The sequence below is a fragment of the Rhizobium sp. YTUHZ045 genome (assembly GCF_051124255.1).
Lineage (GTDB): Bacteria > Pseudomonadota > Alphaproteobacteria > Rhizobiales > Rhizobiaceae > Rhizobium.
Window position 1 is genome coordinate 363797 of record NZ_CP101432.1, and the last position, 26838, is coordinate 390634.

The 26838-nt window shown below is 62.0% G+C and carries 19 protein-coding genes; 12 read left to right on the forward strand and 7 right to left on the reverse strand.

Features of this window, described 5'->3' with window-relative positions:
* Window positions 1-59: 59 nt before the first annotated feature.
* The gene (locus NMA58_RS01840) at window positions 60-1355 is read right to left on the reverse strand and encodes an NAD(P)/FAD-dependent oxidoreductase (protein ID WP_183702726.1); all 1296 of its coding nucleotides are present in this window, start codon (window positions 1353-1355) and stop codon (window positions 60-62) included.
* A gap of 8 nt (window positions 1356-1363) precedes the next feature.
* Window positions 1364-2800 carry a glutamine synthetase family protein gene (locus tag NMA58_RS01845; RefSeq protein WP_434712086.1) on the reverse strand — a complete coding sequence of 479 codons (1437 nt, stop codon included), beginning with the start codon at window positions 2798-2800 and terminating at the stop codon, window positions 1364-1366.
* A 125-nt stretch (window positions 2801-2925) separates the two neighbouring features.
* Between NMA58_RS01845 and NMA58_RS01850 the strand changes: the two genes are divergently transcribed.
* The 4 genes from NMA58_RS01850 (at window position 2926) to NMA58_RS01865 (ending at window position 9242) form a co-directional block, all read left to right on the forward strand.
* Window positions 2926-4107, forward strand: a complete 1182-nt coding sequence (locus NMA58_RS01850) for an NAD(P)/FAD-dependent oxidoreductase (RefSeq protein ID WP_434712087.1) — start codon at window positions 2926-2928, stop codon at window positions 4105-4107.
* 145 nt (window positions 4108-4252) lie between these two features.
* On the forward strand, window positions 4253-4396 hold the full coding sequence (locus NMA58_RS01855; RefSeq protein ID WP_176536335.1) for a hypothetical protein: 144 nt from the start codon (window positions 4253-4255) through the stop codon (window positions 4394-4396).
* 313 nt (window positions 4397-4709) lie between these two features.
* Window positions 4710-7241, forward strand: a complete 2532-nt coding sequence (locus NMA58_RS01860; protein ID WP_434712088.1) for a methyl-accepting chemotaxis protein — start codon at window positions 4710-4712, stop codon at window positions 7239-7241.
* 153 nt (window positions 7242-7394) lie between these two features.
* On the forward strand, window positions 7395-9242 hold the full coding sequence (locus NMA58_RS01865; protein WP_434712089.1) for a methyl-accepting chemotaxis protein: 1848 nt from the start codon (window positions 7395-7397) through the stop codon (window positions 9240-9242).
* On the opposite strand, the gene NMA58_RS01870 is transcribed toward NMA58_RS01865, so the two are convergent.
* The gene (locus NMA58_RS01870; protein ID WP_430956993.1) at window positions 9215-9463 is read right to left on the reverse strand and encodes a hypothetical protein; all 249 of its coding nucleotides are present in this window, start codon (window positions 9461-9463) and stop codon (window positions 9215-9217) included. The two genes, NMA58_RS01865 and NMA58_RS01870, sit on opposite strands and share 28 nt — an antisense overlap.
* A 90-nt stretch (window positions 9464-9553) precedes the next feature.
* Here NMA58_RS01870 and NMA58_RS01875 point away from each other — a divergent pair, with 90 nt between their 5' ends.
* Complete coding sequence (locus NMA58_RS01875; protein WP_097600355.1) at window positions 9554-10423, forward strand: LysR family transcriptional regulator; 870 nt, start codon at window positions 9554-9556, stop codon at window positions 10421-10423.
* Between the two features lie 112 nt (window positions 10424-10535).
* Here NMA58_RS01875 and NMA58_RS01880 read toward each other — a convergent pair whose 3' ends face one another.
* Both NMA58_RS01880 and aceA read right to left on the reverse strand, forming a co-directional pair.
* On the reverse strand, window positions 10536-10772 hold the full coding sequence (locus NMA58_RS01880) for an SMc00767 family acetate metabolism repressor (RefSeq protein ID WP_064800722.1): 237 nt from the start codon (window positions 10770-10772) through the stop codon (window positions 10536-10538).
* 20 nt (window positions 10773-10792) lie between these two features.
* A complete protein-coding gene (aceA, locus tag NMA58_RS01885; RefSeq protein ID WP_434712090.1) occupies window positions 10793-12082 on the reverse strand; it encodes an isocitrate lyase in 1290 nt (429 codons plus the stop codon).
* A gap of 192 nt (window positions 12083-12274) precedes the next feature.
* Between aceA and NMA58_RS01890 the strand changes: the two genes are divergently transcribed.
* The 5 genes from NMA58_RS01890 to NMA58_RS01910 all read left to right on the forward strand — a co-directional run bounded on the left by NMA58_RS01890 (window position 12275) and on the right by NMA58_RS01910 (window position 17879).
* Entirely contained in the window at window positions 12275-13684 is a 1410-nt protein-coding gene (locus tag NMA58_RS01890) for a helix-turn-helix domain-containing protein (RefSeq protein WP_434712091.1), read from the forward strand.
* A gap of 126 nt (window positions 13685-13810) precedes the next feature.
* Window positions 13811-14908, forward strand: coding sequence for a polyamine ABC transporter substrate-binding protein (locus NMA58_RS01895; RefSeq protein WP_434712092.1), 1098 nt, complete (start codon window positions 13811-13813; stop codon window positions 14906-14908).
* 90 nt (window positions 14909-14998) lie between these two features.
* On the forward strand, window positions 14999-16141 hold the full coding sequence (locus NMA58_RS01900; RefSeq protein ID WP_434712093.1) for an ABC transporter ATP-binding protein: 1143 nt from the start codon (window positions 14999-15001) through the stop codon (window positions 16139-16141).
* A gap of 4 nt (window positions 16142-16145) precedes the next feature.
* Window positions 16146-17057 carry an ABC transporter permease subunit gene (locus NMA58_RS01905; protein WP_221113106.1) on the forward strand — a complete coding sequence of 304 codons (912 nt, stop codon included), beginning with the start codon at window positions 16146-16148 and terminating at the stop codon, window positions 17055-17057.
* Window positions 17058-17060: 3 nt separating this feature from the next.
* Window positions 17061-17879, forward strand: a complete 819-nt coding sequence (locus NMA58_RS01910) for an ABC transporter permease (protein ID WP_434712094.1) — start codon at window positions 17061-17063, stop codon at window positions 17877-17879.
* A gap of 27 nt (window positions 17880-17906) precedes the next feature.
* Here NMA58_RS01910 and NMA58_RS01915 read toward each other — a convergent pair whose 3' ends face one another.
* Window positions 17907-19799 (reverse strand): AsmA family protein, encoded by a 1893-nt coding sequence (locus NMA58_RS01915; RefSeq protein WP_434712095.1) that lies wholly within the window; start codon window positions 19797-19799, stop codon window positions 17907-17909.
* 247 nt (window positions 19800-20046) lie between these two features.
* Here NMA58_RS01915 and NMA58_RS01920 point away from each other — a divergent pair, with 247 nt between their 5' ends.
* On the forward strand, window positions 20047-21999 hold the full coding sequence (locus tag NMA58_RS01920) for an acetoacetate--CoA ligase (protein ID WP_434712096.1): 1953 nt from the start codon (window positions 20047-20049) through the stop codon (window positions 21997-21999).
* 255 nt (window positions 22000-22254) lie between these two features.
* Here the strand turns inward: NMA58_RS01920 and NMA58_RS01925 are convergent, their stop codons facing one another.
* Window positions 22255-26055 (reverse strand): ATP-binding protein, encoded by a 3801-nt coding sequence (locus NMA58_RS01925; RefSeq protein ID WP_434712097.1) that lies wholly within the window; start codon window positions 26053-26055, stop codon window positions 22255-22257.
* 213 nt (window positions 26056-26268) lie between these two features.
* On the opposite strand from NMA58_RS01925, the gene NMA58_RS01930 reads away from it, so the two are divergent.
* A complete protein-coding gene (locus NMA58_RS01930; protein ID WP_097600366.1) occupies window positions 26269-26718 on the forward strand; it encodes a phasin in 450 nt (149 codons plus the stop codon).
* Window positions 26719-26838: the final 120 nt, after the last annotated feature.

Sequence of the window (26838 nt, forward strand, 5' to 3'; positions counted from 1 at the left end):
TGAATCTGTCGGGCACCGGTTTTAGAGCGAATTCCGCAAAGAGGAAATCCGCAATCGGCCTAAAACTTGTCGCGAAGCGCAAACCACGACAAGGCCAGGAAAAGCAACGGCGCCCGCATCCGGGCTCCGCCGGGAAAGGCGGGAATGTCGAGCGATTTGAACAGATCAAGATCGCCGGATTTTCCGAGCACCGCTTCCGCGTAGAGCTTGCCACAGTAGTTTGACAGCATGACGCCATGGCCGGAATAACCGCCGATCGAGGTGACGCCGGGCATCACCTCGCGCACGAAAAGCTGGCGTGGCATGGTGATGCCGACGCTGCCTCCCCAGGCATGGGTGATCTCGATATCCTTCAGGTCGGGATAGATCTCGGCGATCTGCCGGCGGATATGCTCCGATATGTCCCGCGGATTGTCCGCCGTATAGGCCTCGCGCCCACCGAACAGCAGGCGGCCTTCGAATCTGCGGAAATAGCGCACGACGAAGCGCGAATCGGCGACGGCCTCGCCCCCCGGCAGCACATCGGGGTAGCCGTCGAGCGGAACAGTGGCGCCGATGAAGGAGCGGATCGGCATAACATGACTTGCCGTCACCGGCTCAAGATTGCCGATATGGCCGTTGCAGGCGATCAGCGCCCGGTCGGCGGTGATCGTGCCCTTTTCGGTTTCGATCGTCACCTTGCCGCCGCTTTGGCGGATCGCCTTTGCCTGGGTCATCTCGAAAATGGACGCGCCGGCATTGGCGGCCACCCGGGCAAGCCCGATGAGCAGCTTGAGCGGATGAATATGGCCGGTTCCGACATCGCGCACGCCGCAGTGGAAACGCTTCGAGCCGAGCCGCTCCTGCGTTTCCTTCTCATCCATGAAGCTCAAATGCGGGTAGCCATAGCGCTCAGCGGCGATTTCGGCATTCTCACGGTAGTCACGTTCGTAGCTTGCCTTGTGCGCGACGTTGAGCTGCCCGGGCACATAATCGATCTCGATCTGGTGTTCCCGGGCGAAATCGAGAAGATGGCGCTTGGCCGCCTCGGCGACATCGAACAGGGCTTTCGAGCGTTCGTAGCCGATCTTTTCCTCAAGCTCTTCCGGCCACCATCGCTGGCCGGTGCCGAGCTGGCCGCCATTGCGCCCCGACGCTCCGTCTCCGAAGCGCCAGGCCTCGATCAGCACGACGGAAACGCCTGACTTGGCGAGGTTGTAGGCGGCCTGCAGGCCGGTATAGCCGCCGCCGACAATTGCAACGTCGCATGTTCTCGAGCCGTCGAGAGCGGCGTAGGTCGGCCGCTCCCCGACAGTTGCCTGATACCAGGATAGCCCGGGCGCAATCGGGCTCTGCCACATCGCCTGCGATGCCATGATATCGCTCACACGTTGAGCAGAAGAAACTCCCGCTCCCAGGGACTGATCACCTGCATGAAGGTCTCGAATTCGCCGCGCTTGACGCCGGCGTAAAGGCCGATGAACTGCTTGCCGAACACCTCTTCGAAGGCGGGCTCGTCCTCCATCAGCGCCACGGCTTCCAGCAGGCCGCGCGGCAGGTCGATCGAGCCCTCATTGGCCGAATCCTCGGTCGGCGCCGTCGGCTCGATCTGCCTCATGATGCCGAGCAGGCCGGCGGCAAGCGAGGCGGCGAGCGCCAGATAGGGATTGGCGTCCGAGCTCGGCAGCCGGTTTTCCACCCGCCGCGCCTGCGGATCGGAAACCGGAACGCGGAAGGCGGTCGTCCGGTTGTCGTAGCCCCAGGCGTTGTTGACCGGGCAGGACATGTCGGGCTGCAGGCGCCGATAGGAATTCACATAGGGCGCCAGCATCGCCATCGCGCTCGGCACAAATTTCTGCATGCCGCCGATGAAATGGAAGAATTCCTTCGAGGCCGATCCATCCGCATTGGAGAAGACGTTTCTGCCTGTCTCGACATTGACTACCGACTGGTGGATGTGCATCGCCGATCCCGGCTGGCCCTGCATCGGCTTGGCCATGAAGGTCGCATAGATGTCGTGCTTCAGCGCCGCTTCACGGATCGTGCGCTTGAACAGGAACACCTGGTCGGCAAGCTCGATCGGATTGCCGTGGCGAAGGTTGATCTCGAGTTGCGCCGGTCCCTCTTCGTGGATCAGCGTATCGATCTCCAGTCCCTGCTTCTCGGAGAAATGGTAGATGTCGTCGATCAGCTCGTCGAATTCGTTGATGCCGGCGATCGAATAGCCTTGGCCGCCGAGGATCGAGCGGCCGGAGCGGCCTTTCGGAGGATGCAGCGGATAGTCGGGGTCGTCATTCTTGGCGACCAGGTAGAACTCGATCTCGGGTGCGACGATCGGCTTCCAGCCGCGATCATGATAAAGGCTCATGATCCGCTTCAAGACGTTGCGGGGCGTATAGGGCACTTCCCCGCCATCCGAATCGACGATATCGCAGATCACCTGCGCCGTCGGGTCGGTCTCCCAGGGCACGACCGATAGCGTCGACAGATCCGGCATCAGCTTCAGATCGCTGTCGCGCGGCTCGTATCGGAAGCTCTCGGTCTCCTCCGGATACTCACCTGAAATCGTATGTCGGTAGATCGCCGAAGGCAGGGCCAGTGAGGTGTTGGAGGTGAATTTGGAACTCGGCATCATCTTGCCGCGCGGAACGCCGGCAAGATCCGGCGTGATGCATTCGATGTCTTCGATGCTCCTAGCCCTCAGCCACTGCGCCGCTTCCTTCCAGTTCGCAACGCCGCGCAGGGATCCGGGGTCCGGGGGTATTTTGGTCGAGGCGGGTACGTTTCTGGCAGGCTTCAGCGTCGTCTTTTTTGGGGACATGACACACCGGTTTGGTTGATCGTGGCGCCATCATAGCCGGAGTTTGCCAATTGGCGAGGGGTTGAGAACGTTGACTTTCGTCCTTTGATGGAAAAGAAGACGCCGGTTGGATCGGGGAAAAAGGTTTGCAGCACAAAAGCGACGTCATCGTCATCGGCGCCGGAGCCGCCGGCATGATGGCGGCCATTCGCGCGGGCAAACGCGGCCGCTCGGTCGTGGTCATCGACCATGCGAAGGCGCCTGGCGAGAAGATCCGCATATCAGGCGGCGGCCGCTGCAATTTCACCAATATCCATGCCGGACCGAGGAATTTCCTTTCCGCCAATCCGCATTTCTGCAAGTCGGCGCTTGCCCGTTTCACGCCCGCCGATTTCATCGCCATGGTCGATCGGCATGGCATTGCATGGCATGAAAAGACGCTCGGTCAGTTGTTCTGCGACGATAACGCCAAGGACATCATTCGTATGCTGCTGGACGAGATGCGCGCGGTCGGCGCGGGCCTGCATCTCGGCACCGAAGTATCCGGCGTCGAGAGGAGGGAGGCAGGCTTCCGCGTCTCCACGGGCGAAGGCGTCTTCGAGGCATCCTCTCTCATCGTGGCGACCGGCGGCAAATCGATCCCGAAGATGGGTGCCACCGGCTTTGCCTATCGCCTTGCCGAACAGTTCGGCCTCACCGTGCTCGAAACCCGCCCGGCTCTCGTGCCGCTGACGCTGGATCCAGGCATGCTTGCAAGCATTGCGCCGCTTGCCGGCATCTCTGCCCCCGCCGAAATCCGCCACGGCCGCACTGCCTTCCGTGAAGCGCTGCTGTTTACCCACCGGGGTTTAAGCGGCCCCGCCATCCTGCAGATTTCCTCCTACTGGCGGGAGGGCGATGAAATCGTCGTTGCAGTCGAACCGGATGTCGACATATCGGCGCATTTGAAGAAGGCGAAGCGGCTTAATGGCCGCCAGTCGGCCCAGACAGCTCTCGGCGATATCCTGCCGAAGCGGCTGGCCCAGTTTCTCGTCGAGCGGGAAAAGATCGCCGGTAATATGGCCGACCTGCCGGACAAGGCCCTGCAGCGGCTGGCCGCCTGCGCCCAGAACTGGATCATCAAACCATCCGGCTCGGAAGGATATCGCACTGCCGAGGTGACGCTCGGCGGCATCGACACCGCGGGCCTCGATTCCCGCAGCATGGAAGCAAAGACCGTTCCCGGCCTTTATTTCGTCGGTGAATGTGTTGACGTCACCGGCTGGCTCGGCGGCTATAATTTCCAATGGGCCTGGGCTTCCGGCTTTGCCGCCGGCGAATCTGCTTAGAAATATCCGCAATAACGATTCAAGACTTCTTAAGAGAGGTGCGCCATCCTGTCTCAATTGCCGGCTCTGAAAGCTTTTCCCAAATTAAGCTTTACCGGCAGGCCTTTTTGTTGGACTGTTGTGTCATAAGAGTGAGGTTTCGAGCATGAACAGAAACGCACGACGCGCCCGCGCCATCGCAATCGCCCAGGCAAAACCCGACGCCCGCATCGCCACCCTGCGATACCTGATGCTCGCAGCCGGCGCGACCGCCGCCAGCCTGGCGCTGCTGCTAGCCAACCTCATCTGATCCTGCCCGCCCATCTGAAAGCAAACTTGCCGGCCTCCGATCGCGACACTGCGTCCGCGCGGTGCATAATTTGCAATTATTTCACCGCCTTGGCTTAAGTCACCATTACCGCTTATCTGAAAATTAATATCTAATCTGACACTATTGCCCGCGATTATTTGGGCGTTTCCAACTCTGCTTGGACATGAACCGGCAATGACTGCCGCCTGGCCTCCAGGTCCCCCGATGGAAATAGAATAATTCGATGTGCACTCGGCTGGCGCGCCTTATGGCTGCCGGCGGGAGGAGTAGTGTATGAAAGGCCCGGAACGCCATGTTGATTGACAAGATTCTTTCCCGTTTCAGGATCAAGACCAAGGTTTTGATCTTCGTTCTGCCCTTTGTCGTCACCATTTCGGCGGTGGGCTTGACTGGTCTTTACGCATCCGGGCTTCTCCAGGGCCGCATGGAAATATCCAACAGCGTGCTGCAGTCGCTGAGCGGGTTCAAGGATCTTTACGGTTCGATGGATGATTTCCTGCGCGTCACCAGCCCCGAGGCGCGCGACAAGCTGCTGTCGGATCTGAAGATGCAGCAAGGCGTGCTCGATCAGACGCTCGACCAGGTCGGTGAACAGGCTGCCGGCCGGGACAGCCTCGCGGAAGCTTCGAGCCGCACCAAGGAGATTTCGGGCGTCGTCGACAAGCTCTGGGCGTTGCACGAGCAGGAACAGGCGCTGCATGAGCAGATCGACACGGCGCAGAAGAGCCTGATCAGCACCCGTTTCACGGTCTCCTATCAGGCCGAGGAATTGCAGACCGCGCTCCAGCGCGATGAAGGCGCTGCCACCATAACGCTGCGCACGGCCGACCGCCTATTGAAGGGCGGCGATTTCTTCGGCACCGTGGCCAGCGGCTACGCCAAGCCGCAGACGCCTGAGGAAAAGATCGCCTTCATCAACGAACAGATGCCCGCGATCATTAAGTCGCAGCGCTTGATCGCCATTTCGGTTCCGGCCAATCAGAAGAATGTCATCGACGCGCTGGCAGCGACCATCGACGGCATTAAGGCGATCGCCCAGATGCCCAGCCCGACCGACGAGAACATCACCGAACTCGGCCGCCTCATTTCGCGCTTCCGTCAGACCTCGACTTATACACAGTTGACCGCGACGCAAATGATGCGTCAGGCGACACAGAGTTTTGCTGAACTCGAGGGCCGCATTGGCCAGACCAATTCCGTTCTTCAGGATACGCGGCGCCTGGAAAATTCGGTCTATGCGCTGCAGATCGTCCTTTCCGATTTCCTCGCCAATTCAAGCAAGGACAATCTGGTCCGTCTGCAGCAGCAGACCGGCACGCTCGGCAAGGACATGGAGGTGCTGGCCACCAGCGCCAAGGGAATGGGCTTTGCCGAAGGCATATCGGACGCGATCAAGCCGGCGCTTGACGTCATATCGGGCGGCGGTTCGAAGATTGTCGATACGATCGGCGAGCGCGTGACGGCCTATGCCGCAGCGCGCCAGGAACTCGACGGGATCTGGAGGAAGCTCACTGATTTCGCCGAACTGCAGAAGCAGACGGCCGGAACCGAGCGCACCCAGGCAAACAGCATCTCCGTCATGACCACTGGCCTCGGCATTCTTCTGTCGATCCTCGGCGGCATCGCCCTGGTGCTGACGCTGCAGCGCCCGATCAGCCAGATCACCGCCGCCATGCGCCGGATTGCCGACGGAGCCCTGGATACCAGCATATCGGGCGAGCAGCGCTATGACGAAATCGGCGACATGGCCCGGGCGCTCGGCATCTTCAAGGAAAATGCCATCTCGAAGATCCGCATCGAGGAACAGAGCGACGAGGAGCGCGCTGCCGCCGAGCACGAGCGCCAGCGCAACGATGCCGAAAAGCGCGAGATGGACCGTCAGATCGAGTTCGCGGTCAACGCACTTGCGGCCGGCCTCGAGCGCATGTCCCAGGGCGATATCTCGACGACGATCGATACCCCCTTCATCGGCCGACTCGAACAACTTCGTCAGGATTTCAACGGTTCGATGCTGCGCCTGCAGGCAACAATGAGCCAGATCCGCGACAACGTCGAATTGATCCAGGGCAACGGCAACCAGATGGCCCACTCGGCCGAGGATCTCTCCAAGCGCACGGAACAGCAGGCTGCCTCGCTCGAAGAGACCGCCGCAGCCGTCGATCAGATCACCGTCACGGTCCGTTCGTCGGCCGAACGCGCCAAGGACGCGGACCAGATCGTCCGCCAGGCCAAGCGCAGCGCCGACGACTCCGCGGTCGTCGTCAGCAATGCGATTGACGCCATGGGCCGCATCGAGGAGGCCTCGCGTCAGATCGAGCAGATCATCGGCGTCATCGACGAGATCGCCTTCCAGACCAATTTGCTGGCGCTCAACGCCGGCATCGAGGCGGCCCGCGCCGGCGAGGCCGGCAAGGGCTTCGCCGTCGTCGCCATGGAAGTCCGCGAACTTGCCCAGCGCTCCGCGGCGGCTGCGCAGGAGATCAAGGGCCTGATCAACAAGTCGACCAGCGAGGTCAGCTCCGGCTCGCAATTCGTCCAGGAAACCGGCACCGTGCTTGCGAAGATCAGCGCCCAGATCGTCACGATCAGCCAGCATGTCGAGATGATCGCCCGCGCCAGCCACGACCAGTCCAACGCGCTGCAGAGCGTCAACTCGACGGTCAATCAGATGGACCAGATGACGCAGAAGAACGCCGCCATGGTCGAGGAGACGACGGCCGCCAGCCGCGAACTGGCCGACGAGGCTGACGCGCTGCGCCGTCTGATCCAGCAGTTCAAGATCCACGGCGAGGCGGCCGAAGCCGAGGTCTATCGCGCCGCCTGATCGCGATCCTTCTCATCCAAACGGCCCCGGCTCTTCCCGGGGCCGTTTTCTTTTGTGTGCAGAATCGCGCTTCCCGCCGCTCTGATTTACGGAAAATTTTTCCTTAACGCTTTTGGCTTAATTTAGCATTTGTCATGCCGGCCGGGGGTTACGATGCTGCGCCTTTTTTCTACGTCTATCGTGCGACAGATCGTTGCGATCACGCTCTTTCTGCTGGCGATCAGCACGGCCGCCATTGTCGGCGCAACCTATCACAATCTCAGCCGTTATGTGATGGACGGGGCCGTCTCCGACGCCAGGGATGCCGCCCGCGCCATGGCTGTCCTTTACGGCGCGGCTGATCCGGCGGCGAAGATTGCAGTGAAGGACAATCAGCTCTCCGCCGTCACCGAGGATGCGGTTCCGGCCCTTGCCGATCATTCGCTTGTCGATCGCACCGCGCAGTCGATCGCCGGCGTAGCGACCATTTTCCAGAAGCAGGGCAGCGACTACGTCCGCATCTCCACGAACGTCAAGAAAGAAAACGGCGAGCGCGCCGTCGGCACAAAGCTCGCAGCCGAGCACCCGGCCCAGCCGGTTCTTGCCAGGGGTGAGGCCTATTACGGCCCGGCCGAGCTATTCGGCCGCAAGTTCATGACCGGCTATTTCCCGATCAAGAACGCATCAAATGCCAATGTCGGTATTCTCTTCATCGGCATTCCGATGGAATTCTATTACCAACGCATGAATGAGCTGCAGATCCTGATTCTCGGCATCGGCGCCATCGTCATGCTGCTCGTCGGTGTTCTCGCCTTTTATGCGATCCGCCTGTCGGTAAAGCCTTTGCAGGCGCTGACCGCCAGCGTCCACTCGATCTCCTCGGGCGATCTCGAAGAGACGATCCCTTGTCTTGAGAAGAAGAACGAGTTCGGGGATATCGGCCGAGCCCTGGCCCTTTTCCGCGACAGCGCCCGCGCCAGGCGCGATCTGGAAACCGAAGCAGTCGAACAGCGCGCCTTGAGCGACGCGGAACGCGCCCGCAACGATGCCGACAAGCGCTCGCTCGACAGCCAGATCGATTTTGCCGTCAGCCAGCTTGCGGCCGGCCTCGGACGCCTGTCCCAGGGCGATGTCTCGCAAACGATCGGCACGCCCTTTATCGGCCGGCTGGAACAACTGCGCGTCGATTTCAACGCGTCGCTGCTGCGGCTTCAGGATACGCTCTCCGGCATTCGCGACAGCGCCTCGACGATCCAGCGCAACAGCAGCGCCGTTTCGGCCTCCGCCGGCGAGCTTTCGAAGCGCACCGAGGCGCAGGCGGCGAGCCTGGAGGAGACCGCCGCAGCGGTTGAGGAGATCACAGTGACAGTTCGCTCCTCCGCCGAGCGTGCCCGCGAAGCCAACAGCGTCGTGGCCGCGACCAAGAAGACGGCCGACAATTCCGGCACCGTGGTTGGCGATGCCGTCGCCGCCATGGAGCGTATCGAAGGGGCCTCGAAGCGTATCGAGCAGATCATCGAGGTGATCGACGATATCGCCTTCCAGACCAACCTTCTGGCGCTGAATGCCGGCATCGAAGCGGCGCGGGCCGGCGAGGCGGGCAAAGGCTTTGCCGTCGTCGCCCAGGAAGTCCGCGAACTCGCCCAGCGTTCGGCCGATGCGGCGCGCGAGATCAAGTCGTTGATCGAAACGTCGAGCCGGGAAGTGACGGCAGGCTCGGAACTCGTCCAGAAGACCGGCGGCGTTCTTGCCTCGATCAGCCAGGAGATCATCGCGATCAGCGGCCATGTCGAGACCATCGCCACTGCCAGCCGCGATCAGTCGGCCGCGCTGCAGGAGGTCAACGGCTCCGTCAACGCTATGGACCAGATGACCCAGAAGAACGCGTCGATGGTTGCCGAGACCACGCAGGCAAGCCGTCTGCTCGCCGGCGAGGCCGATACGCTGATGGCGCTGATCGAACGCTTCCGTATTGGCGCCGAGCCCGCGGCCGCTCACCTCGGCGTAAGGAAAGTCGCCTGAGGAACCCGGCAGCGACTGCCGCAAGACTGCGCTGCAGCTTTGCGGCGCTTTGACACCACGCGCCTGATGATGAGGTCGAGCGAGGTCAGCCAGGCGGCGAAGCGAATGGTGCCCTTGTCTCCGAACTCGTCATAGAATCGATCCTCATCCGCCTTGCTGTTGCTCGGCGGGCGATGGTGGCGAAATCCATGCACGCCTGCGATGGTGATCATGTCGATCATGGGATGTCCTTTCCTACTCAAAGACATCTCTTGATTTAAGCATCGAATTTCTCTTCATAAACAGGGAAATCCACGCTATGTTTTTCACTGATGAAAAACGCGAATTGGGATTCCTATCAGCTTTTCCTGCAGGTGGCCCGGCTCGGCGGCCTGACGGGGGCGAGTTCCGCAAGCGGTCTTAGCCCCGCGACCATCGGCCGACGCATGCTCGATCTCGAACAGGAGGTCGGCCGCACCCTGTTTTCCCGCAGCCAGACAGGTTATCGGCTGACGCGGGATGGCCAGGCGCTGCTCGATCACCTTCAGGAAATGGAGGCCGCCGCCCGCAAGGTCGAAGCCTGGCGGCAGTCCGGGGAGGGCGGCACGACAGTCAGGATCACTGCAGGCACCTGGGTCGCCTGGCTTCTGACGGAGAATTTCGCTGCCATCCGCATGCCGGGCGATGCCTTCGCCATTGCGCTCACCATCGGCGAGGCGCGGGCAAGCCTTGCCTATCGCGAGAGCGACATCGGCATTCGCGCTTTCGAGCCGGAGGAACCCAATCTGGCCGCCCGACAGCTTGGAGAGGTGGCATACGCCGTCTATGTCAGGCGAAACGCAGTCGAGACCGACGAGCGCTGGATTGCCGTCGGCGAGGAGGAGGCGATCTCGGCCTATCTGCGCTGGCCGCATTCCCATGCCGCGGCTGATATCGTCGCCACCGTCAACCGGCCGCGCTCGCTGCCGGATCTGGTGCGCGCCGGCGCCGGCAAGACGGTGCTTCCCTGTTTCGTCGGCGATCTCCATCCCGAATTGCAGCGCCAAGGCGGCGAATTGCCGGAATTGCGTCATCGTCAATGGATCGTCATGAATGCCGAGGATCGCCATCGCCCGGAGATCCGCACGGTCGCCGACCGCATGACGAAGCTCGTTAGAAGCTATGCCGACCTTTTCGCCGGCAAGCGTCCGAGCCGCGGCTGATACCGAAGGCGGGAATACTGAAAGACTATAAGACGTCCGCGCATTCTTTCGCGGCGCGGACGCTGTGATCGAGCGCAAACCGAGCGACGTGCCCGGGCTGCCGCCTATTTCGTCAGTGCCGATTGGTGACGACGACCGGGATCAACAGGTCGCCCCAGTTGCCGTCGCCGCCGTGGTGACGGGCCGAGCGCACCAGTTCGACAGAAACGCCGGCCTCGACGGCCTTCATGACGGATTGGTTCAGCCGATGCAGGTCATTGGCGAGCATGCGGATCGTCGTCTGCTGATCCTCGCTCATGCTCGATGCCTGCTCTTCGGCCCGTTCGCGGACGCGTGCGATGGATGCCATGATCTATCCTCCTCTTCGGGTCATTCCGCAGCCGGTTTGAACTGCGCATGTTCGGTTGAATCGTGCATCGCCGTGGTCGAAGACCGGCCGCCGGTGATGGCGAGCGACACGGCGTCGAAATAGCCGGTGCCGACCTCGCGTTGATGTTTGGTGGCGGTATAGCCGTTCACTTCCGCGGCGAATTCGGCCTGCTGCAGTTCGGAATAGGCCGACATCTGCCGCTGCTTGTAGCCGCGCGCCAGCTCGTACATGCCATAGTTCAGCTGGTGGAAGCCGGCGAGCGTGATGAACTGAAATTTGTAGCCCATCGCGCCGAGCTCGCGCTGGAACTTGGCGATCGTCGCCTCGTCGAGGTTCTTCTTCCAGTTGAACGATGGCGAGCAATTATAGGCAAGCAGCTTGCCCGGATGGACCCTGTGCACACCCTCGGCAAAACGGCGAGCCTGCTCCAGATCCGGCTTCGAGGTCTCGCACCAGATCAGGTCGCAATGCGGCGCATAGGCGACGGCACGGGCGATGCAGGGCTCGATGCCGTTTCTGACCTGATAGAAGCCTTCGACTGTGCGCCCGGCATCATAGTCGACGAAGGGCTGGTCGCGCTCATCGATATCAGACGTCAGCAGTTTTGCTGCTTCCGCATCGGTGCGGGCGATGACCAGGGTCGCCACGCCCATGACGTCGGCAGCAAGCCGGGCGGCGTCGAGATTGCGGATATGGGCGGCCGTCGGAATCAGCACCTTGCCGCCGAGATGGCCGCATTTCTTCTCCGAAGCGAGTTGATCCTCGAAATGGACGCCTGCCGCACCCGCCTCGATATAGGCCTTCATGATCTCGAAGGCGTTGAGCGGTCCTCCGAAACCGGCTTCCGCATCGGCGACGATCGGTGCAAACCAGGTCTCGACGGAAAGGCCGTTGCCCTCTGCGGTCTCGATCTGATCGGCGCGCTGCAGCGTGCGGTTGATGCGCTTGGCGAGTTCCGGCCCGGCATTGGCGGGATAAAGCGACTGGTCGGGATACATCGCGGATGCGGTATTGGCGTCGGCCGCCACCTGCCAGCCGGAGAGATAGATCGCCTTCAGCCCGGCGCGCACCATCTGCATCGCCTGGTTGCCGGAGAGCGCGCCGAGCGCATTGACAAAGTCCTCCTGGTGGATGAGCCGCCACAACCGGTCCGCCCCCATCTCGGCGAGCGTATGGCTGAGCGCCACCGAGCCTCTCAGCCGCTGCACGTCAGCGGCCGAATAGGGCCGTTCGATACCGTCGAAGCGGCCTGCTGGTGCATTTCGGACAAGCTTGTAAAAATCGGTCATTCGGGCTTTCCTCACTGAAAATCATCATTGCGTGAATGAATGACAAGATTGACAATTTGCGCCGTTCTGGCCAGAAAAACCTTTGATTTGCAGGCCGGAAAGAGGTTAAGATGACGAGGATTGACAGAGGGGCGCTGTGAAGTTGTAAAATTTTGTAAATTAAGCGCCCCTGTTCTTTGTCAAAGGTGTGACATGGCGGAACGGAAGATCTTCGCAGGCCCTAAACTGCGGCGCATTCGCAATGCGCTGGCGCTGACGCAGACCGCCATGGCCGAGGCGCTGGAGATTTCGCCTTCCTACCTGAACCTGATCGAACGCAACCAGCGGCCGTTGACGGTTCAGCTGCTCCTGAAGCTTGCGGCCGTCTACCGGCTCGATCTGGAGGAGTTGCGGGGACAGACCGGCGGCAGTCTCGGTCAGCTGAAGGAGGTCTTCGCCGACCCGCTGCTATCAGGCGAACTGCCCGGTGACCAGGAACTGGTGGAGGTGGCTGAAGCGGCGCCGAATGCCGCAAGCGGCATGATCAAGCTTTATCGTGCCTACCGCGAACAGGCCGCGCGGCTATCCGATCTGACAGTGCTGATGGCGGCCGAGGGGCATGCGCCCGTTGCCGCCGGCCGACTGCCGCTGGACGAGTTGCGCGAGGCGCTGGAGCGCCGATCCGGCTATTTCGGACGGATCGAGGCAGCGGCGGAAGCCTTTGCTGCGACGGTGCCCGGCGGCCTCGACCTTGCGGCGGGACTGAAGGACTGGCTGCGCGCCGAACGCGGCATTGCGGTGCGCGTCTTACCCGTGCACGTCATGCCGGATCTGCGCCGCCGTTTCGATCGCCATTCGATGCGGCTTTTCATTTCGGAACGCCTGTCGCCGGCCGATCGTGCGCACGAGATAGCGGTCGAGGCAGCGACCCTTGCTTTGCTGCCGGCCATCGATGCCGAGCTCGACGATCTCCAACTTTCCTCCGCCGAGGCGCGCCGCATCGCCCGCTTCGAGCTTGCCCGCATTGCGGCACTGGCGCTGGCCATGCCCTATGAAGCCTTCCTTTCGGCGGCCAAGGCGACGCGTTACGACATCGATATTCTTCGGGCGCGTTTCGGCGTCTCCTTCGGCCATGCGGCAACGCGTCTGACGATGCTGCAGCGACCTGGCGCGGCAGCAATCCCCTTCTTCCTGATCGAGATCGATGCGGCCGGCCATCGGCTGCGGCGAGCTGGCGCCCAAGGCTTTCCGCAGGCCCGTTTCGGCGGCGGCTGTCCGAAGCTCAATATCCACGCCGCCTTCCTGCAGCCGGGCCAGATTCTTGCCGAGACGGTGGTCATGCCGGATGGCGCGTCCTTCCTGACGGTCGCGCGCACCCTGGAGGGGCCGAGCGTCGAATTCGGCGAAAGAATCAGACGCACCGCGATCCTGGTCGGCTGCGATGCCGCTCTTGCAGACGGCGTGGTCTACGGGCAGGCGGCGGCGCTCGATCCGGTTGCAATCGGCGCGGCCTGTCGTCTCTGCGAGCGGCGCGGCTGCCTTTCCCGCGCCGAGCCGCCGGTAACGCGGCCGCTCGGGCTCGACGAGATGGTGGCGGGTCTCAGCGCCTTCGACTTCCAGTGATTGTGAAATGATTGAAGGCGCAGTTTTTGCGCTTGTGGGCTTAGAAATTCCTTCTTAGTCTGCGGACAAAACCAGAGGGAAAAGATGTTCGCGGGATGCGGGCTCTTCGAACAAACAGGAGAAATCATGAGGTCAACCATCGCAACCGTGACGGCCGCAGCCATCGCCGCGCTCATTGCCGCCGCGCCGGCCGTTGCGCAGGAGCGCGTCGTCAACGTCTACAACTGGTCGGATTATATCGACGACAGCATCCTTGCCGATTTCACCAAGGAAACCGGCATCAAGGTCGTCTACGACACTTTCGATTCCAATGAGACTGTCGAAACCAAGCTGCTTGCCGGCGGCACCGGTTATGACGTCGTCGTTCCCACGGCCGACTTCCTGCAGCGTCAGATCCAGGCGGGCGTCTTCCAGAAACTCGACAAATCCAAGCTGCCGAACCTTTCCAACATGTGGGATGTGATCCAGGAGCGCACCGCTGCCTACGATCCGGGCAACGAATACGCTGTCGACTACATGTGGGGCACCGACGGGATCGGCTATAACGTCAAGAAGGTCGCAGAAATCCTCGGGCCTGATGCCAAGCCAGGTCTCGAAGTGATCTTCGACCCGAAGGTGGCCGAGAAGTTCAAGGATTGCGGCATCTACGTGCTCGACACGCCGAAGGACGTGATGACCACGGCGCTGCGTTATCTCGGCCTCGATCCGAACTCGACCAAGCCCGAAGATTTCAAGAAGGTCGAGGAATTGCTGACGGCGGTGCGCCCTTATATCCGCAAGTTCCACTCCTCCGAATATATCAACGCCCTTGCCAATGGCGATATCTGCATCGCCTTCGGCTATTCCGGCGACATGCTGCAGGCCCGCGACCGCGCGGCCGAGGCCAAGAACGGCGTCGAGGTCAACTATTCGATCCCCGTGCAGGGCGCCCAGATGTGGTTCGACATGATGGCAATCCCCGCCGATGCCAAGCATGTGGCCGAGGCGCACGAATTCCTGAACTACCTGATGAAGCCCGAGGTCATCGCCAAGGCGAGCGACCACACCTTCTATGCCAACGGCAACAAGGCCTCGCAGCAGTTCGTCAGCAAGGAAGTGCTGGAAGATCCGGCCGTCTATCCGACCGACGAGGTGATGAAGAACCTCTTTACGGTCAAGCCGTGGGATCCGAAGACGCAGCGCACGGCCACACGGATCTGGACGAAGGTCGTGACCGGCCAGTAAGTCGATGCCAGGCCCGGACGGAAACGTCCGGGCCTTTCAATTACCGGCCCGGGGTGGAGGCCGGCTGAAAACTTATTCTCGAGGAATATGATGAAATCTTTGGGCAATATCCGCCGCGCCTTCGCACCCTGGACCGATCCTTCTGCAAAACCTTTCATAGCCTTCAAGAATGTCACCAAGCGCTTCGGCAATTTCACCGCCGTCGATGATCTGTCGCTGAACATTTATCATCGCGAGTTCTTCGCGCTGCTCGGCGCCTCCGGCTGCGGCAAGTCGACGCTTCTGCGCATGCTCGCCGGCTTCGAGCAGCCGAGCTCGGGCGAAATCATCCTCGATGGCACCGATCTCGCCGGCACGCCGCCCTACAAGCGGCCGGTCAATATGATGTTCCAGTCCTACGCGCTTTTTCCGCATATGACCGTCGAGAGGAATATCGCCTTCGGCCTCAAGCAGGACGGCATGCGGAAGGACGAAATGGTCGAGCGCGTGACGCAGATGCTGAAGCTCGTAAAGCTGGAGCAGTTTGCCTCACGCAAACCGAACCAGCTCTCCGGCGGTCAGCGCCAGCGCGTCGCGCTCGCCCGCTCGCTCGCCAAACGCCCGAAAGTGCTGCTGCTCGATGAACCGCTCGGCGCGCTCGACAAGAAGCTGCGCGAGGAAACCCAGTTCGAACTGATGGACCTGCAGCAGACGCTCGGCCTCACCTTCGTTGTGGTCACCCATGATCAGGAAGAGGCGATGACCATGGCCGACCGCATCGCGGTCATGAGCCACGGCCAGGTCGTGCAGGTGGCAACGCCGGGCGAAATCTACGAGGCGCCGAATTGCCGCTTCGTCGCGGACTTCATCGGCGACGTGAATATCTTCGACGGCAAGGTGACGACGTCAGGAAGCGGGGCGGTCGAGATATCAGTCGAAAGCGGCCTGACGATCCGGACTGCCGCCACGGAGGCGCCGGCGACCGGCAGCACCGTCGGTTTTGCTATCCGCCCGGAAAAGATTCGCGTGACGCGCACGGCCCCCGCGAACGCCTCGGTCAATGCCGCCAAGGGCGAGATCTGGGATATCGCCTATCTCGGCGACATGACCGTCTTCCACATTAAGCTGCCGGGCGGCAAATTCGTCAGAGCCTCTTCCCTCAACGCGCAGCGTTCCGTCGAAGACCCTTTCACCTATGATCAGGAGGTCTGGGTTTCGTTCGACGAGAATGGCGGCGTGCTGCTGAAGGACTGAGGTTATGGAAACTTTCGCATCTCGTCTTTACAACCGTCTCGTCATCATCATCCCCTATGCTTGGCTGCTGCTCTTCTTTCTGGCGCCGTTCTTCATCGTCTTCCGTATTTCCCTGTCGACGACGGCAATCGCCATCCCGCCCTATGAGCCGGTCTTCTCCTTTGCCGATGGCTGGAGTGGTTTCTGGAGCAAGGTCGCGACCTTTTCCTTCGACAATTACGGCTATCTCACCGACGATCCGCTCTATTTCAACGCTTATCTCTCGAGCGTCATCATCGCGGCGATCTCGACCTTGCTGATGCTGCTGATCGCCTATCCGATCGCCTATGGCATGGCTCAGGCCCCGCGCCGCATCCGGCCGACGCTTTTGATGCTCGTCATCCTGCCGTTCTGGACGAGCTTCCTGATCCGCGTTTACGCCTGGATCGCTATCCTGAAGCCAGAAGGGCTGCTGAACCAGCTTCTCCTGTCGCTGCATGTGATCGACAGCCCATTGATCATCCTCAACACCACCACCGCCGTCTATATCGGCATCGTCTATTCCTATCTGCCCTTCATGGTGCTGCCGCTCTATTCGGCGCTCGAAAAGATGGACGGCACGCTGATCGAGGCAGCGCAGGATCTCGGCTGCACGCCGATCCAGGCCTTCTGGCGCGTCACCTTCCCACTGTCGATCCCCGGTGTGGTTGCCGGCTGCATGCTGGTCTTCATCCCTGCCGTCGGCGAGTTCGTCATTCCCGATCTTCTCGGCGGTTCGCAGACGCTGATGATCGGCAAGACGCTCTGGAACGAATTCAACGCGAACAGAGACTGGCCGGTCTCCTCGGCGGTCGCAACCATCCTGCTGATGATCCTGGTGATCCCGATCGTTTTCTTCCAGAATGTCCAGGCCAAGGCCGAAGAGCGGGGGAAGTAAGCCATGCTGAGATGGACCCGTTTCAACATCATCTCCGTCGTGCTCGGCTTTGCCTTCCTCTATCTGCCGATCGTGCTGCTGGTGGTCTTTTCCTTCAACGAATCGAAGCTCGTCACCGTCTGGGGTGGCTTCTCCACCAAATGGTATGTCTCGCTGCTCTCGAACCAGGCCCTGCTCGACGCCGCCTGGGTGACGATCCGCGTCGGTCTGCTGTCGGCCACCTTCGCGACCATCCTCGGCACGATGGCGGCGCTGACGCTGGTGCGCTATAGCCGCTTCCGCGGCCGCATGCTCTTTTCGGGAATGGTCTATGCGCCGCTCGTCATGCCGGAAGTCATCACCGGTCTGTCGCTGCTGCTGCTCTTCGTGGCGATCGGCTTCGACCGCGGCTTCTGGACGATCACGCTGGCGCATACGACGCTGACCATGTGCTTCGTCGCCGTTGTCGTGCAGTCACGGCTCTTAAGCTTCGACCAGTCCATTGAGGAAGCCGCCCAGGATCTGGGTGCGCCGCCGGTGCGGACCTTCTTCGAGATCACGCTGCCGATCATCTCGCCGGCAGTGTTTTCGGGCTGGATCCTGGCTTTCACGCTGTCGCTCGACGACCTCGTGATTGCAAGCTTCACCTCCGGCCCCGGCGCAACCACACTGCCGATGAAGATCTATAGCCAGGTGCGCCTTGGGGTGACGCCCGAGATCAACGCGATCTGCACGATCCTGATCGCCATCGTCGCGGTCGGCGTTATCTGCGCATCGATTGTCACCAAGCGGCGCGAAGTGCAGCGCGAGCGCGACGAGCGCGCGGCCGTCGCCGGCGCCTGAGCTCCCGTCCTATTGGCGCAGAGCTCTTTATTGCGCGTGGGGCGTGCCGCCAAAAAGCGGAACCGGTGAGATCACCGGGTTCGGCCATGAGCCGCCGACGAAGAACGGCAGAAGCGGCAGCTCGGCTGCCTTGGCCGGATCGGTTGTCTCCAGCGAACCGGAAAGCGCCAGACCGTTGGACTGATAGGTGACCACGCCGGAAAGCGCCAGCGTCTGCGTCGGCCCGACGATGTGGGCGTCATGGATTTCGGCGGAGCCGTTGGCGAAATCGGCCTGAAGGTCCAATTGGTTGAAGGCGAAAGCGCCGCCCGCTGCGGCACTCAGCGGAAAGAACGGCTTTTGGGCCGCCTGTGTCCTGAGCGCTCCTACGTCGATTCCGGGAATCGTGCCCTCTCTTGTCCAGAAATGCAGTCTGCCGGTGACGTCGGCAAGACCGGCCGTCCAGATCGCTTTCGACGACTGCAGGTCGAGATCGAGCGATCCCGTCGCAAGCGGCAGCGGCCCTTTGAGCTGCAGACGCTCGGCAAGGCCGGCGAAGTCGGCGTCGCGGATCGACAGCTGCAGCTTGCCGCCACCGTCGAAGTCACGCCGTGTCGCCTCCAGATGCGCCGTCATTTCGCCGCCTTCGAAGCCGCTGTCGCCGATATCGAATTTCGCCTCGCCGCCGGTGACGATCATGCTGGCGCCGACATCGGAAAGCTCGAAGCGGCCCATCTCGGCGCGCCGCGCCGAAAGCCTGACGTCGACGTCGAGCAACTGCAGCGGTTCGCTGATGCCGGCGGAGATGTCCTCCGCCTCACCGGCCGCCAATCTCAGGGCGAAAGCATCAAGGAACGGCTTCAGGTTCATCTGGTCGAAGGCGAGCGTGCCTCCGATCTTCGGCCGTCTGCCGGCCGTGGTCGAAAGATCCATCACGCCAGTGGCGCTCGCCTCGTTCAGCGACAGGCTGAGATTGTTGAAACGCAGCCCGCTGCCCGACGACATGATGTCGGATTCCAGCGAGGCGCTCTTCAGAGTGCCGACGCCGGGGAGCGATCTGCCCGACCATGTCAGAAACGCCGGCACATCGGGAATGCTGACGGCGATATTGCCGGACAGCGCCGAAAGGCTGGCGATGCTGGCGATCCCTTGAAAATGGGCCGTCAGCAGGTTTGACGTCAGCGATGTCCGCGTCTCCGCGCTCTTGCCGGCAAAGGCAAGCAGCGGCTGGCGCGAGGCGAAATCCACCTTCAGGTCCACGCCGTTGATACGGGCGATCACGACAGCCGAGATCGCGCCCGAGAGCCGTGGCCAGCCAATGTCGGCCGTGACGCTGTCAAAATTGTAAGTCTTGGCGCTCTTGAGGTCGGTGACGGCAAGCGTGCCGTCCTCGACGGTGACCGCACCGATCTCGGCATCGAGAGCGGGATCGAGCACCTCAGCCCCGTTTTCGTAGCGCACGCCGCTGATCGCGCGCGCAAGCAGGCCGGCGTAACTCCAGTCGATCAGGCCGTTCTCGTCACGCGTCAGCGCTAGGTTGGGCCGCAGCAGATGGAATTCGTGGAAACTCGTCCGGCCCCTCAGCGCATCGATGAGGCTGAAATCCGCCGACAGGCTTTCGATGCTGCCGAGCAGCCTGTCGCCGCTTTCGCGCGGCTGGCGGATGGTGACCTGGTTCAGTGTGATGCGCGGCGTCGGCCAGAATTCGAGAACCGGATTACCCTTGATCTCGGCATGGTAGCCCGTCCATTTCGACAGCGCATCCTCGATGCCGGAGCGCACGAAACCGGTCGTGATGAGATAGGGTGCTGCGACCCTGAGGGCCACGAACAGCGCAAGCGCAACCAGCAGAAGCAGTGTCGACATGCGGGCAAAGGCCGGAAGCCAGCGCGAAACCGGCCCGATCTTCCTGCGCCACCTGTGATGTCTAGACGTACTCATGATCTCCGCCGCTTACCGGTCAAGCGCTGATTTCGCCCGATATATGAAATATCAGGCCTATGCAAATCCAATGCATGTCGCCCGGAAGCGTGCAGCGGTTCCGGGACAATGACATCATAAAACCAAGTGCCGAACCGCGTCCCATGAATCCGGTTCATGCCAGCGGTTTAGCATTGGGATCGGGCAGCTGCGCACTTTATAATGCAACGCAGCATGATATAAAGACGGCATTGGGGAGGAGGAATGAATGCAGGATAATAAGCCACTTTGGGTGCCCTCGGCGGAGGCGGTCGCCAAAAGCCCGATCCACGCCTTCATCGAGCGCTGTAACGCCGAGTTCGGGCTTTCCCTTTCAGGCTTCGATGATCTGCATGCATGGTCGGTCGCCGAGCGGGAGAAATTCTGGTCGACCGTTTGGGATTTCTGCGGCGTGAAGGGAGAGCGCGGCGCAGAGGTGCTCGTCGACGGCGACAGCATGCTCAGCGCCCGCTTCTTTCCCGACACGACGCTGAATTTTGCCGAAAACCTGTTGCCTGGCCGCGGTGAGGCCGACGCCATCATCTTCCGCGGCGAGGACAAGGCCGAAGACCGTTGGTCGTGGGATCGGTTGCGCGCACTGGTCTCCAAGCTGCAGCAGGCCTTCGCGGCACTCGGCATCGGCAAGGGCGACCGCATTGCCGCTATGATGCCGAACATGCCCGAGACCGTCGCCGCCATGCTTGCCGCCGCCTCGATCGGCGCCATCTGGTCATCCTGCTCTCCCGATTTCGGCGAGCAGGGCGTGCTCGACCGCTTCGGCCAGATCGGCCCCCGGCTGTTCATCGCCTGCGACGCCTATTGGTATTCCGGCAAGCTGCAGGACGTAGGCCAGAAGGTTGCCGCGGTGGCCAAAAGCCTCGGTGTTCCCACGATCGTCGTTCACTATGCCGGCGATGCCGAAGCGGTGGCGGGCAGCACGCCCGGGGCTTCGACGCTGGACGCCTTCATTGCTCCTTACGAGGCCAAGGAGATCGCCTTCACGGCGCTTTCTTTCGGTCATCCGCTCTACATCCTCTTTTCCTCAGGCACGACCGGGGTGCCGAAATGCATCGTGCATTCGGCCGGCGGCACACTGCTGCAGCATCTCAAGGAGCACCGGCTGCATTGCGGCCTGGAGGCAGGCGAGAAGCTCTTTTACTTCACCACCTGCGGCTGGATGATGTGGAACTGGCTGGTCAGCGGGCTCGCCAGCGGAGCCACGCTCTGCCTGTTCGACGGCTCGCCCTTTGCACCTGACGGCAATGTGTTGTTCGACTATGCTGAGGCGGAAAGATTCGCGATTTTCGGCACCTCGGCAAAATATATCGATGCGGTGCGCAAGGGCGGGTTGACGCCGCGCAAAAGCCACGATCTCTCCAGCCTCCGGCTGATGACCTCCACCGGTTCGCCGCTGTCGCCCGAGGGTTTCACCTTCGTCTATGAGGGCATCAAGGAAGATGTACAGCTCGCCTCGATCTCGGGCGGCACCGACATCGTTTCCTGTTTCGTGCTCGGCAACCCGCTGCAGCCGGTCTGGCGCGGCGAGATCCAGGGGCCGGGCCTCGGTCTTGCGGTCGACGTCTGGAATGATGACGGCAAGCCGGTGCGCGGCGAGAAGGGCGAACTCGTCTGCACCAAGGCCTTCCCCTCCATGCCTGTCATGTTCTGGAACGACCCTGATGGCGCCAAATATCGCGCCGCCTATTTCGACCGGTTCGACAATGTCTGGTGCCACGGCGATTTTGCCGAATGGACCAAGCATGGCGGTCTCGTCATCCATGGCCGTTCGGATGCGACGCTCAACCCCGGCGGTGTGCGCATCGGCACGGCCGAAATCTACAACCAGGTGGAACAGATGGACGAAGTGGCCGAGGCGCTGTGCATCGGCCAGGAGTGGGATGATGATGTCCGTGTCATCCTCTTCGTCCGCCTTGCGCCAGGTGTGACGCTGACCGAGGATCTCATCAAGGCGATCAAGGCGCGTATTCGCACCGGCGCCTCGCCGCGGCACGTGCCGGCAAAGGTCATCGCGGTTGCCGATATTCCCCGCACCAAGTCAGGCAAGATCGTCGAGCTTGCGGTACGCGAGGTCGTTCACGGCAGGCCGGTGAAAAACCAGGAGGCGCTCGCCAACCCCGAAGCATTGCGCCTCTTCGCCAATTTGAACGAACTGAGGGACTGATAAGGAACGGTAAACCACAAGCTTTCACCATTCAGCAATGACCTGTCATGGAAACCTTTCGTTAAGAAACCTTTGTCAAAGGTGAAACAACTTGGGGGCCGCACATGAACGAGGCGGCCTGAAGCCTCCGGGCTTACGAAACATGACGTTGATCGACTGAGCTCTTGTTGAACAGCACCCATTCAAGGCAGCCTCCGGCTGCCTTTTTTTTGCCTGCCGTGCAGCCTTCAGGCGGCTCCGCCCCGTCGATAGAGATCAGCCAGCCAGCACGCGTTGTGACGGGAAGGTGATCTCGACGAGCGTGCCTTCGTTCGGCGCCGAATTGATCGAGAATGTCGCCCGGTTGGCATCCACCATCGCCTTGGTCAGCGGCAGGCCGAGCCCTGTGCCGTCGCCGCGATGGCGTGACTGGGTCGAGGAGACCTGGCGGAACGGCTTCATCGCATGGTCGAGTTCGGCGCGCGTCATACCGATTCCGGTATCGCGGACCCTCAACACCACGCTGCCATTCGCCTCGTAGGAGGTGGAAACGACGATCTGCCCGCCAGACGGGGTAAAGCGGATCGCATTCGACAGGATGTTGAGCGCGATCTGCTTGATCGAGCGCAGATCGGCTACGACCTCGGGCACCGAATGCGACAGCGCCGTGCGGATGATGACGCGCTGGCCGTTTGCCTGCGGCTGGACGAGGGCGACGGCCTCCGAAACCGCCTCGTTGAGGCCGACGGCGGCGAAGTCAAGATCCATCTCGCCCGCCTCGATCTTCGAAATATCGAGGAGATCGTTGACGATATCGAGGACGTGCCGGCCGGAGCGGCCGATATCGTTGGCATACTCGATATAACGGGGATGGCCGATCGGACCGAAGCGCTCGCCAGCCATCATGTCGGAAAAGCCGATGATGGCGTTGAGCGGCGTGCGGATTTCATGACTGACGCGCGCGAGGAAATCGGTCTTGTGGGCGTTGGCGGTTTCGGCCGCGCCCTTGGCGTTGCGCAACTCGTCCTCGGTGCGTTTCCACTGGGTGATATCGCGGATGACGGCGCAATAGCCGTTCGAGGAGGTAAGTCGGCCCATCGTCATGAACAGCGGCACGAAGCCGCCGCCGGCCTCGCGGCCGATCACCTCGCGCCCGTCGTTCAGCACACTTGCCACGCCGTGGCCGGCAAGGCCGTTCAGATAGTCGAGGACCGCTTTCTGGCTCTCATGGGCAAACAGCATGACGAAGGGTTTGCCGCGCGTCTCCTGCTCGTCGTAATTGAACAGCGCGCTTGCCGACCGGTTCATCGAACGGATGTCACCCTCCGTGCCGATGACGACGACACCGTCGGTCGCCGTTTCCAGGATCGAGCGCAATTCCTCGACCTCGACCTGAAGCTTGGCGACCTTCTCGACCATCCGCTCGGGACGCGCTTCGGAGCGGTTGCCGTCGCCGCGGCCATCTTCCTTGCCTTCCACCGGCATCAGCGCCAGCATCAGAGCATTGGCATCTTCCCACCGCACCGATTGCAGCCGGGCAGTCACCGGCGTCAGCGTGTCGTCGGCCTTGACGAGCATCATGGTGCCGGAACCGGCTGCCTTTTCCTCAAGTTCACGGCGTTGCAGAAGCGCTTCGATACCGCCGACCTCACGCAGCGCGTCGAGCGAGTGGTAGCCCGTCAGCCGCATGAATTCCGGATTGGCATGGATGAGCGCATCGCCGACATGGATCAGCACCGCGACCGGCAATTGGTCGACCGCTCCGGCCGAAAGCCCGTCGGTCATCTTCACGCGCGGCGGGATGAAGCTTGTGAGAACCTCGATCTGGCTGACCGTCTCCTCAAGCCCTTCCGTCGGCTCGTCCTCGGCGATGGCGTCGGGTTCTTCAGCGGCGTCTTCGCGCAGCGGGTCGACCGCGTTCTCGAAGATTGCCTCCTGCGGCGCCGTCTGCTCGACCGAAGCGGCGTCGGCCGTATCGGCGGCGGGCGTTTCGCCGGTGATGGCTTCCGCACTTTCTTCGAAGGATGCTGATTCCGTAGCGGTAGTGCTGCCCGTCGGCGGGGCGTCAGGCTCTTGCCTGCGGGCGCCGAAGGCTTCCAGGCGCTTGGCGATTTCGCGGAAGTTTGCCTGTTCGGCGGCCGTCAATGCGGCGCCTGTGCTGTGAAGCTGCACGACCTTGTCGGTCGAACGGCGATTGGGCGTTTCCACGATGCGAAGCGCCGGGGGTTCGTCTGCGGCTTCGGCCGCTGGCGCTTCACCGGCGCCCTCCTGCATCTCTTCGGCGGCGCTCTCCCGGGCGGGCGGCTCGAAGCCGGCCTCTTCTCCGGTCGCTTCGAAAGGCGTCTCTTCGGACTGCGGGTGGTTCTCGATCGCGTCCGCTGCGATCGTTTCCGACGGGGCCGCTTCGGGCCCGGCGTGAATGTCGTGTGCCGATTCGGTGACAGAGGGATCGGCCGCCAAGCCGAGGCTTGCCGCATCATGGCCGATGCCATCCGGGCCGAGCGTCAGGCCGAGCGCCAGCGGATCCTCCTGCGCATCGGAAAGCCGGACGACGCCGAAGCCGCGGAAACCGTCGAAGTCGCGGTTGCGGGTATAGGTCGGCAGAGCGGCGAGATCGACCGGGACGACGAGGCTGGTGCCTTCGACCGGCCAGAGGATCGTCTTGCCCGACCATGTATCGCGGCGCGCAAGCGCCTCGGAAATCTTGCCGTCGGGATCGAGATTGAAGAGAGCGGCGATGTCGCTGAAGGCGGAGCCGATGATGGCGGATGCGTGCGGACCGACGGCCTCGGCAAATTCGTGGCTGACCTCGTTGAAGCGTCCTTCCGCATCGATCTTCCAGACGAAGCGCGTGGCGCGGCTGTTCGGCCTGAAGACGAAACCGGGCTCGGCCGCAAGCGACGGGGCAGGGGGCGCGTCGGAAGCTGCGGTGGTTGCGATGGCCGGCTGTTCGCGGACGGCTTCCGGCGCCACATCGAGCGGCAGCTGGCTGGCTTCGGCGGGTGTTTCCGCCATCACAGTCGCTTCCGCCGTCTCGTCCGCGGAATGGCTTGCGGCGTCATCAACGGGCACCACGGGCTCGTCGACCTCATCCATGCGGCTCTCGGTCGCGTCATCGTTCTCCGGCGCTTCGTCTGCGGCCGGATTCTCGTCGGCAACCGCCGCCTCTGCGGTTGTGGCAGCCGGCTCGGCCGGCTGGCCGCTTTCGTCGGCGTTTTCCTCTAGCGTCTCCTCGACCTCTTCGATCTCCGAGACCGCATCGACGATCTCGCCGATCCCGGTCGCCGGAGTCGCCGCTTGCGAAGGAAGTTCGGATGACGACGTGCCTTCTTCCCCCGCCGGCACGTCAGCCGCCTGCGGCGGTCCATCGGCTGCGTCGAGCACGGGCGCGTCGACCGGATCGAGATGCCCGATCGCGGTTTCCACGGCAAAGAGCAGATTGAGCGCCGGCTCGTCGCTGAGCCTGCCGACCGCAGCCGGAAGATAGCCCCTGCCGGTGGCGACCGGGCGCTTCACCAGGCGATCGGGATGCGCGCCGGCAAGGTTGATCAAGGCCTTTGCGGTCTCGCCTGATATGGCGAGCGAGGCAAAGCCCGGCGAGGCCGCGATGACTTCGCCATTGGCGCCGATGACGGCCATATGCGTATCGGGATCATCGAGACCCTGCAGCATCTGGGCCGCCGCAGCGTCAGCCGTCAGCGGCCTTGCCGATACCGGCACGGAAAACAGAATGGCCTTCTCGCCTGATGAAAGCCGGATCAGTTCGGCTGCCGCCTGCACCTGCACGCGCTGAAAGCCCTTGGCAACGCGGATCATCAGGCTTCTGTTGTCGCCGATATCGGCGAGCTGACGCGCCGCCGTTTCCAGCTGCCGAAAGGTGATGTCGGTGCGATCGACGCCCTGATCGAGCAGGTCGTAGATCGCCGAATGGCCGAAAAGCTCCGCACCTGCGCCGTTTGCCCAGAGCAGGCGGGCAAGATCTGATGAAAACAGCACCATGGCTTCGCCGCGCGAAAAGCGCTCCCGCACCCGCGCATGCACGGCGATATCGATGAACGGATACTGGACTGCGGGCATGATCAAACCTTGTCGCTGTCGGCCTTCTAAATTAACGGCTTATTAATAACTGCAGGTCGCATGCCGGTCCAGAACAGCGGGGTGCTTTCAGCCGAAAGGGTTAATGACTTGTGCGTTGCACAATTTATGTTGCAATGCACAATAAGATGTTTTATATAGACGTCATTCGATGATCACAGGCAGCAACTGCCTTAGCCCAAAGGAATGCGACCCATGGCTACCATAAAGACCGATGACGTTTTTTCAATCGCTTCTTTCGACCCCTCCAAGCTGGCTGAATCCTTCCGCGAATTCGCTGAAAAGGGCGCACAGCAGTCGAAAGACGCCTACGCCAAGCTGAAGAGCGCTGGCGAAGAAGCCGGCAAGACGCTCGAGGCGACCGTCCAGACGGCACAGGCCGGCACGGTCGAGATCGGCCTGAAGGCGATCGACGTCCTGCGCGTCAACGCCGAAACCTCCCTCTCGCACATGGAAGCACTGCTCGGCGTCAAGTCCGTCGCCGAATTCGTCGAGCTGCAGACCTCGTTCCTGCGCAAGCAGGCCGAGCTCGCCGTCGATCAGGCGAAGTCGATCCAGGAAACCACCAAGCAGGTTGCCGAAAAGCTCGCAAAGCCCTCCAAGGAAGCCGCCGAAAAGGCCATGGCATCCTTCAAGGTCGCTTGATCGGGTTTGACCTGCCGGAAAATAAAAGGCTGGACCTCGCGTCCAGCCTTTTTGTATATTGATGAGGAATGGGACTTGAATTCATCGCCAAGTCCTCGTATGTGACCCCCGTCGCGCCAA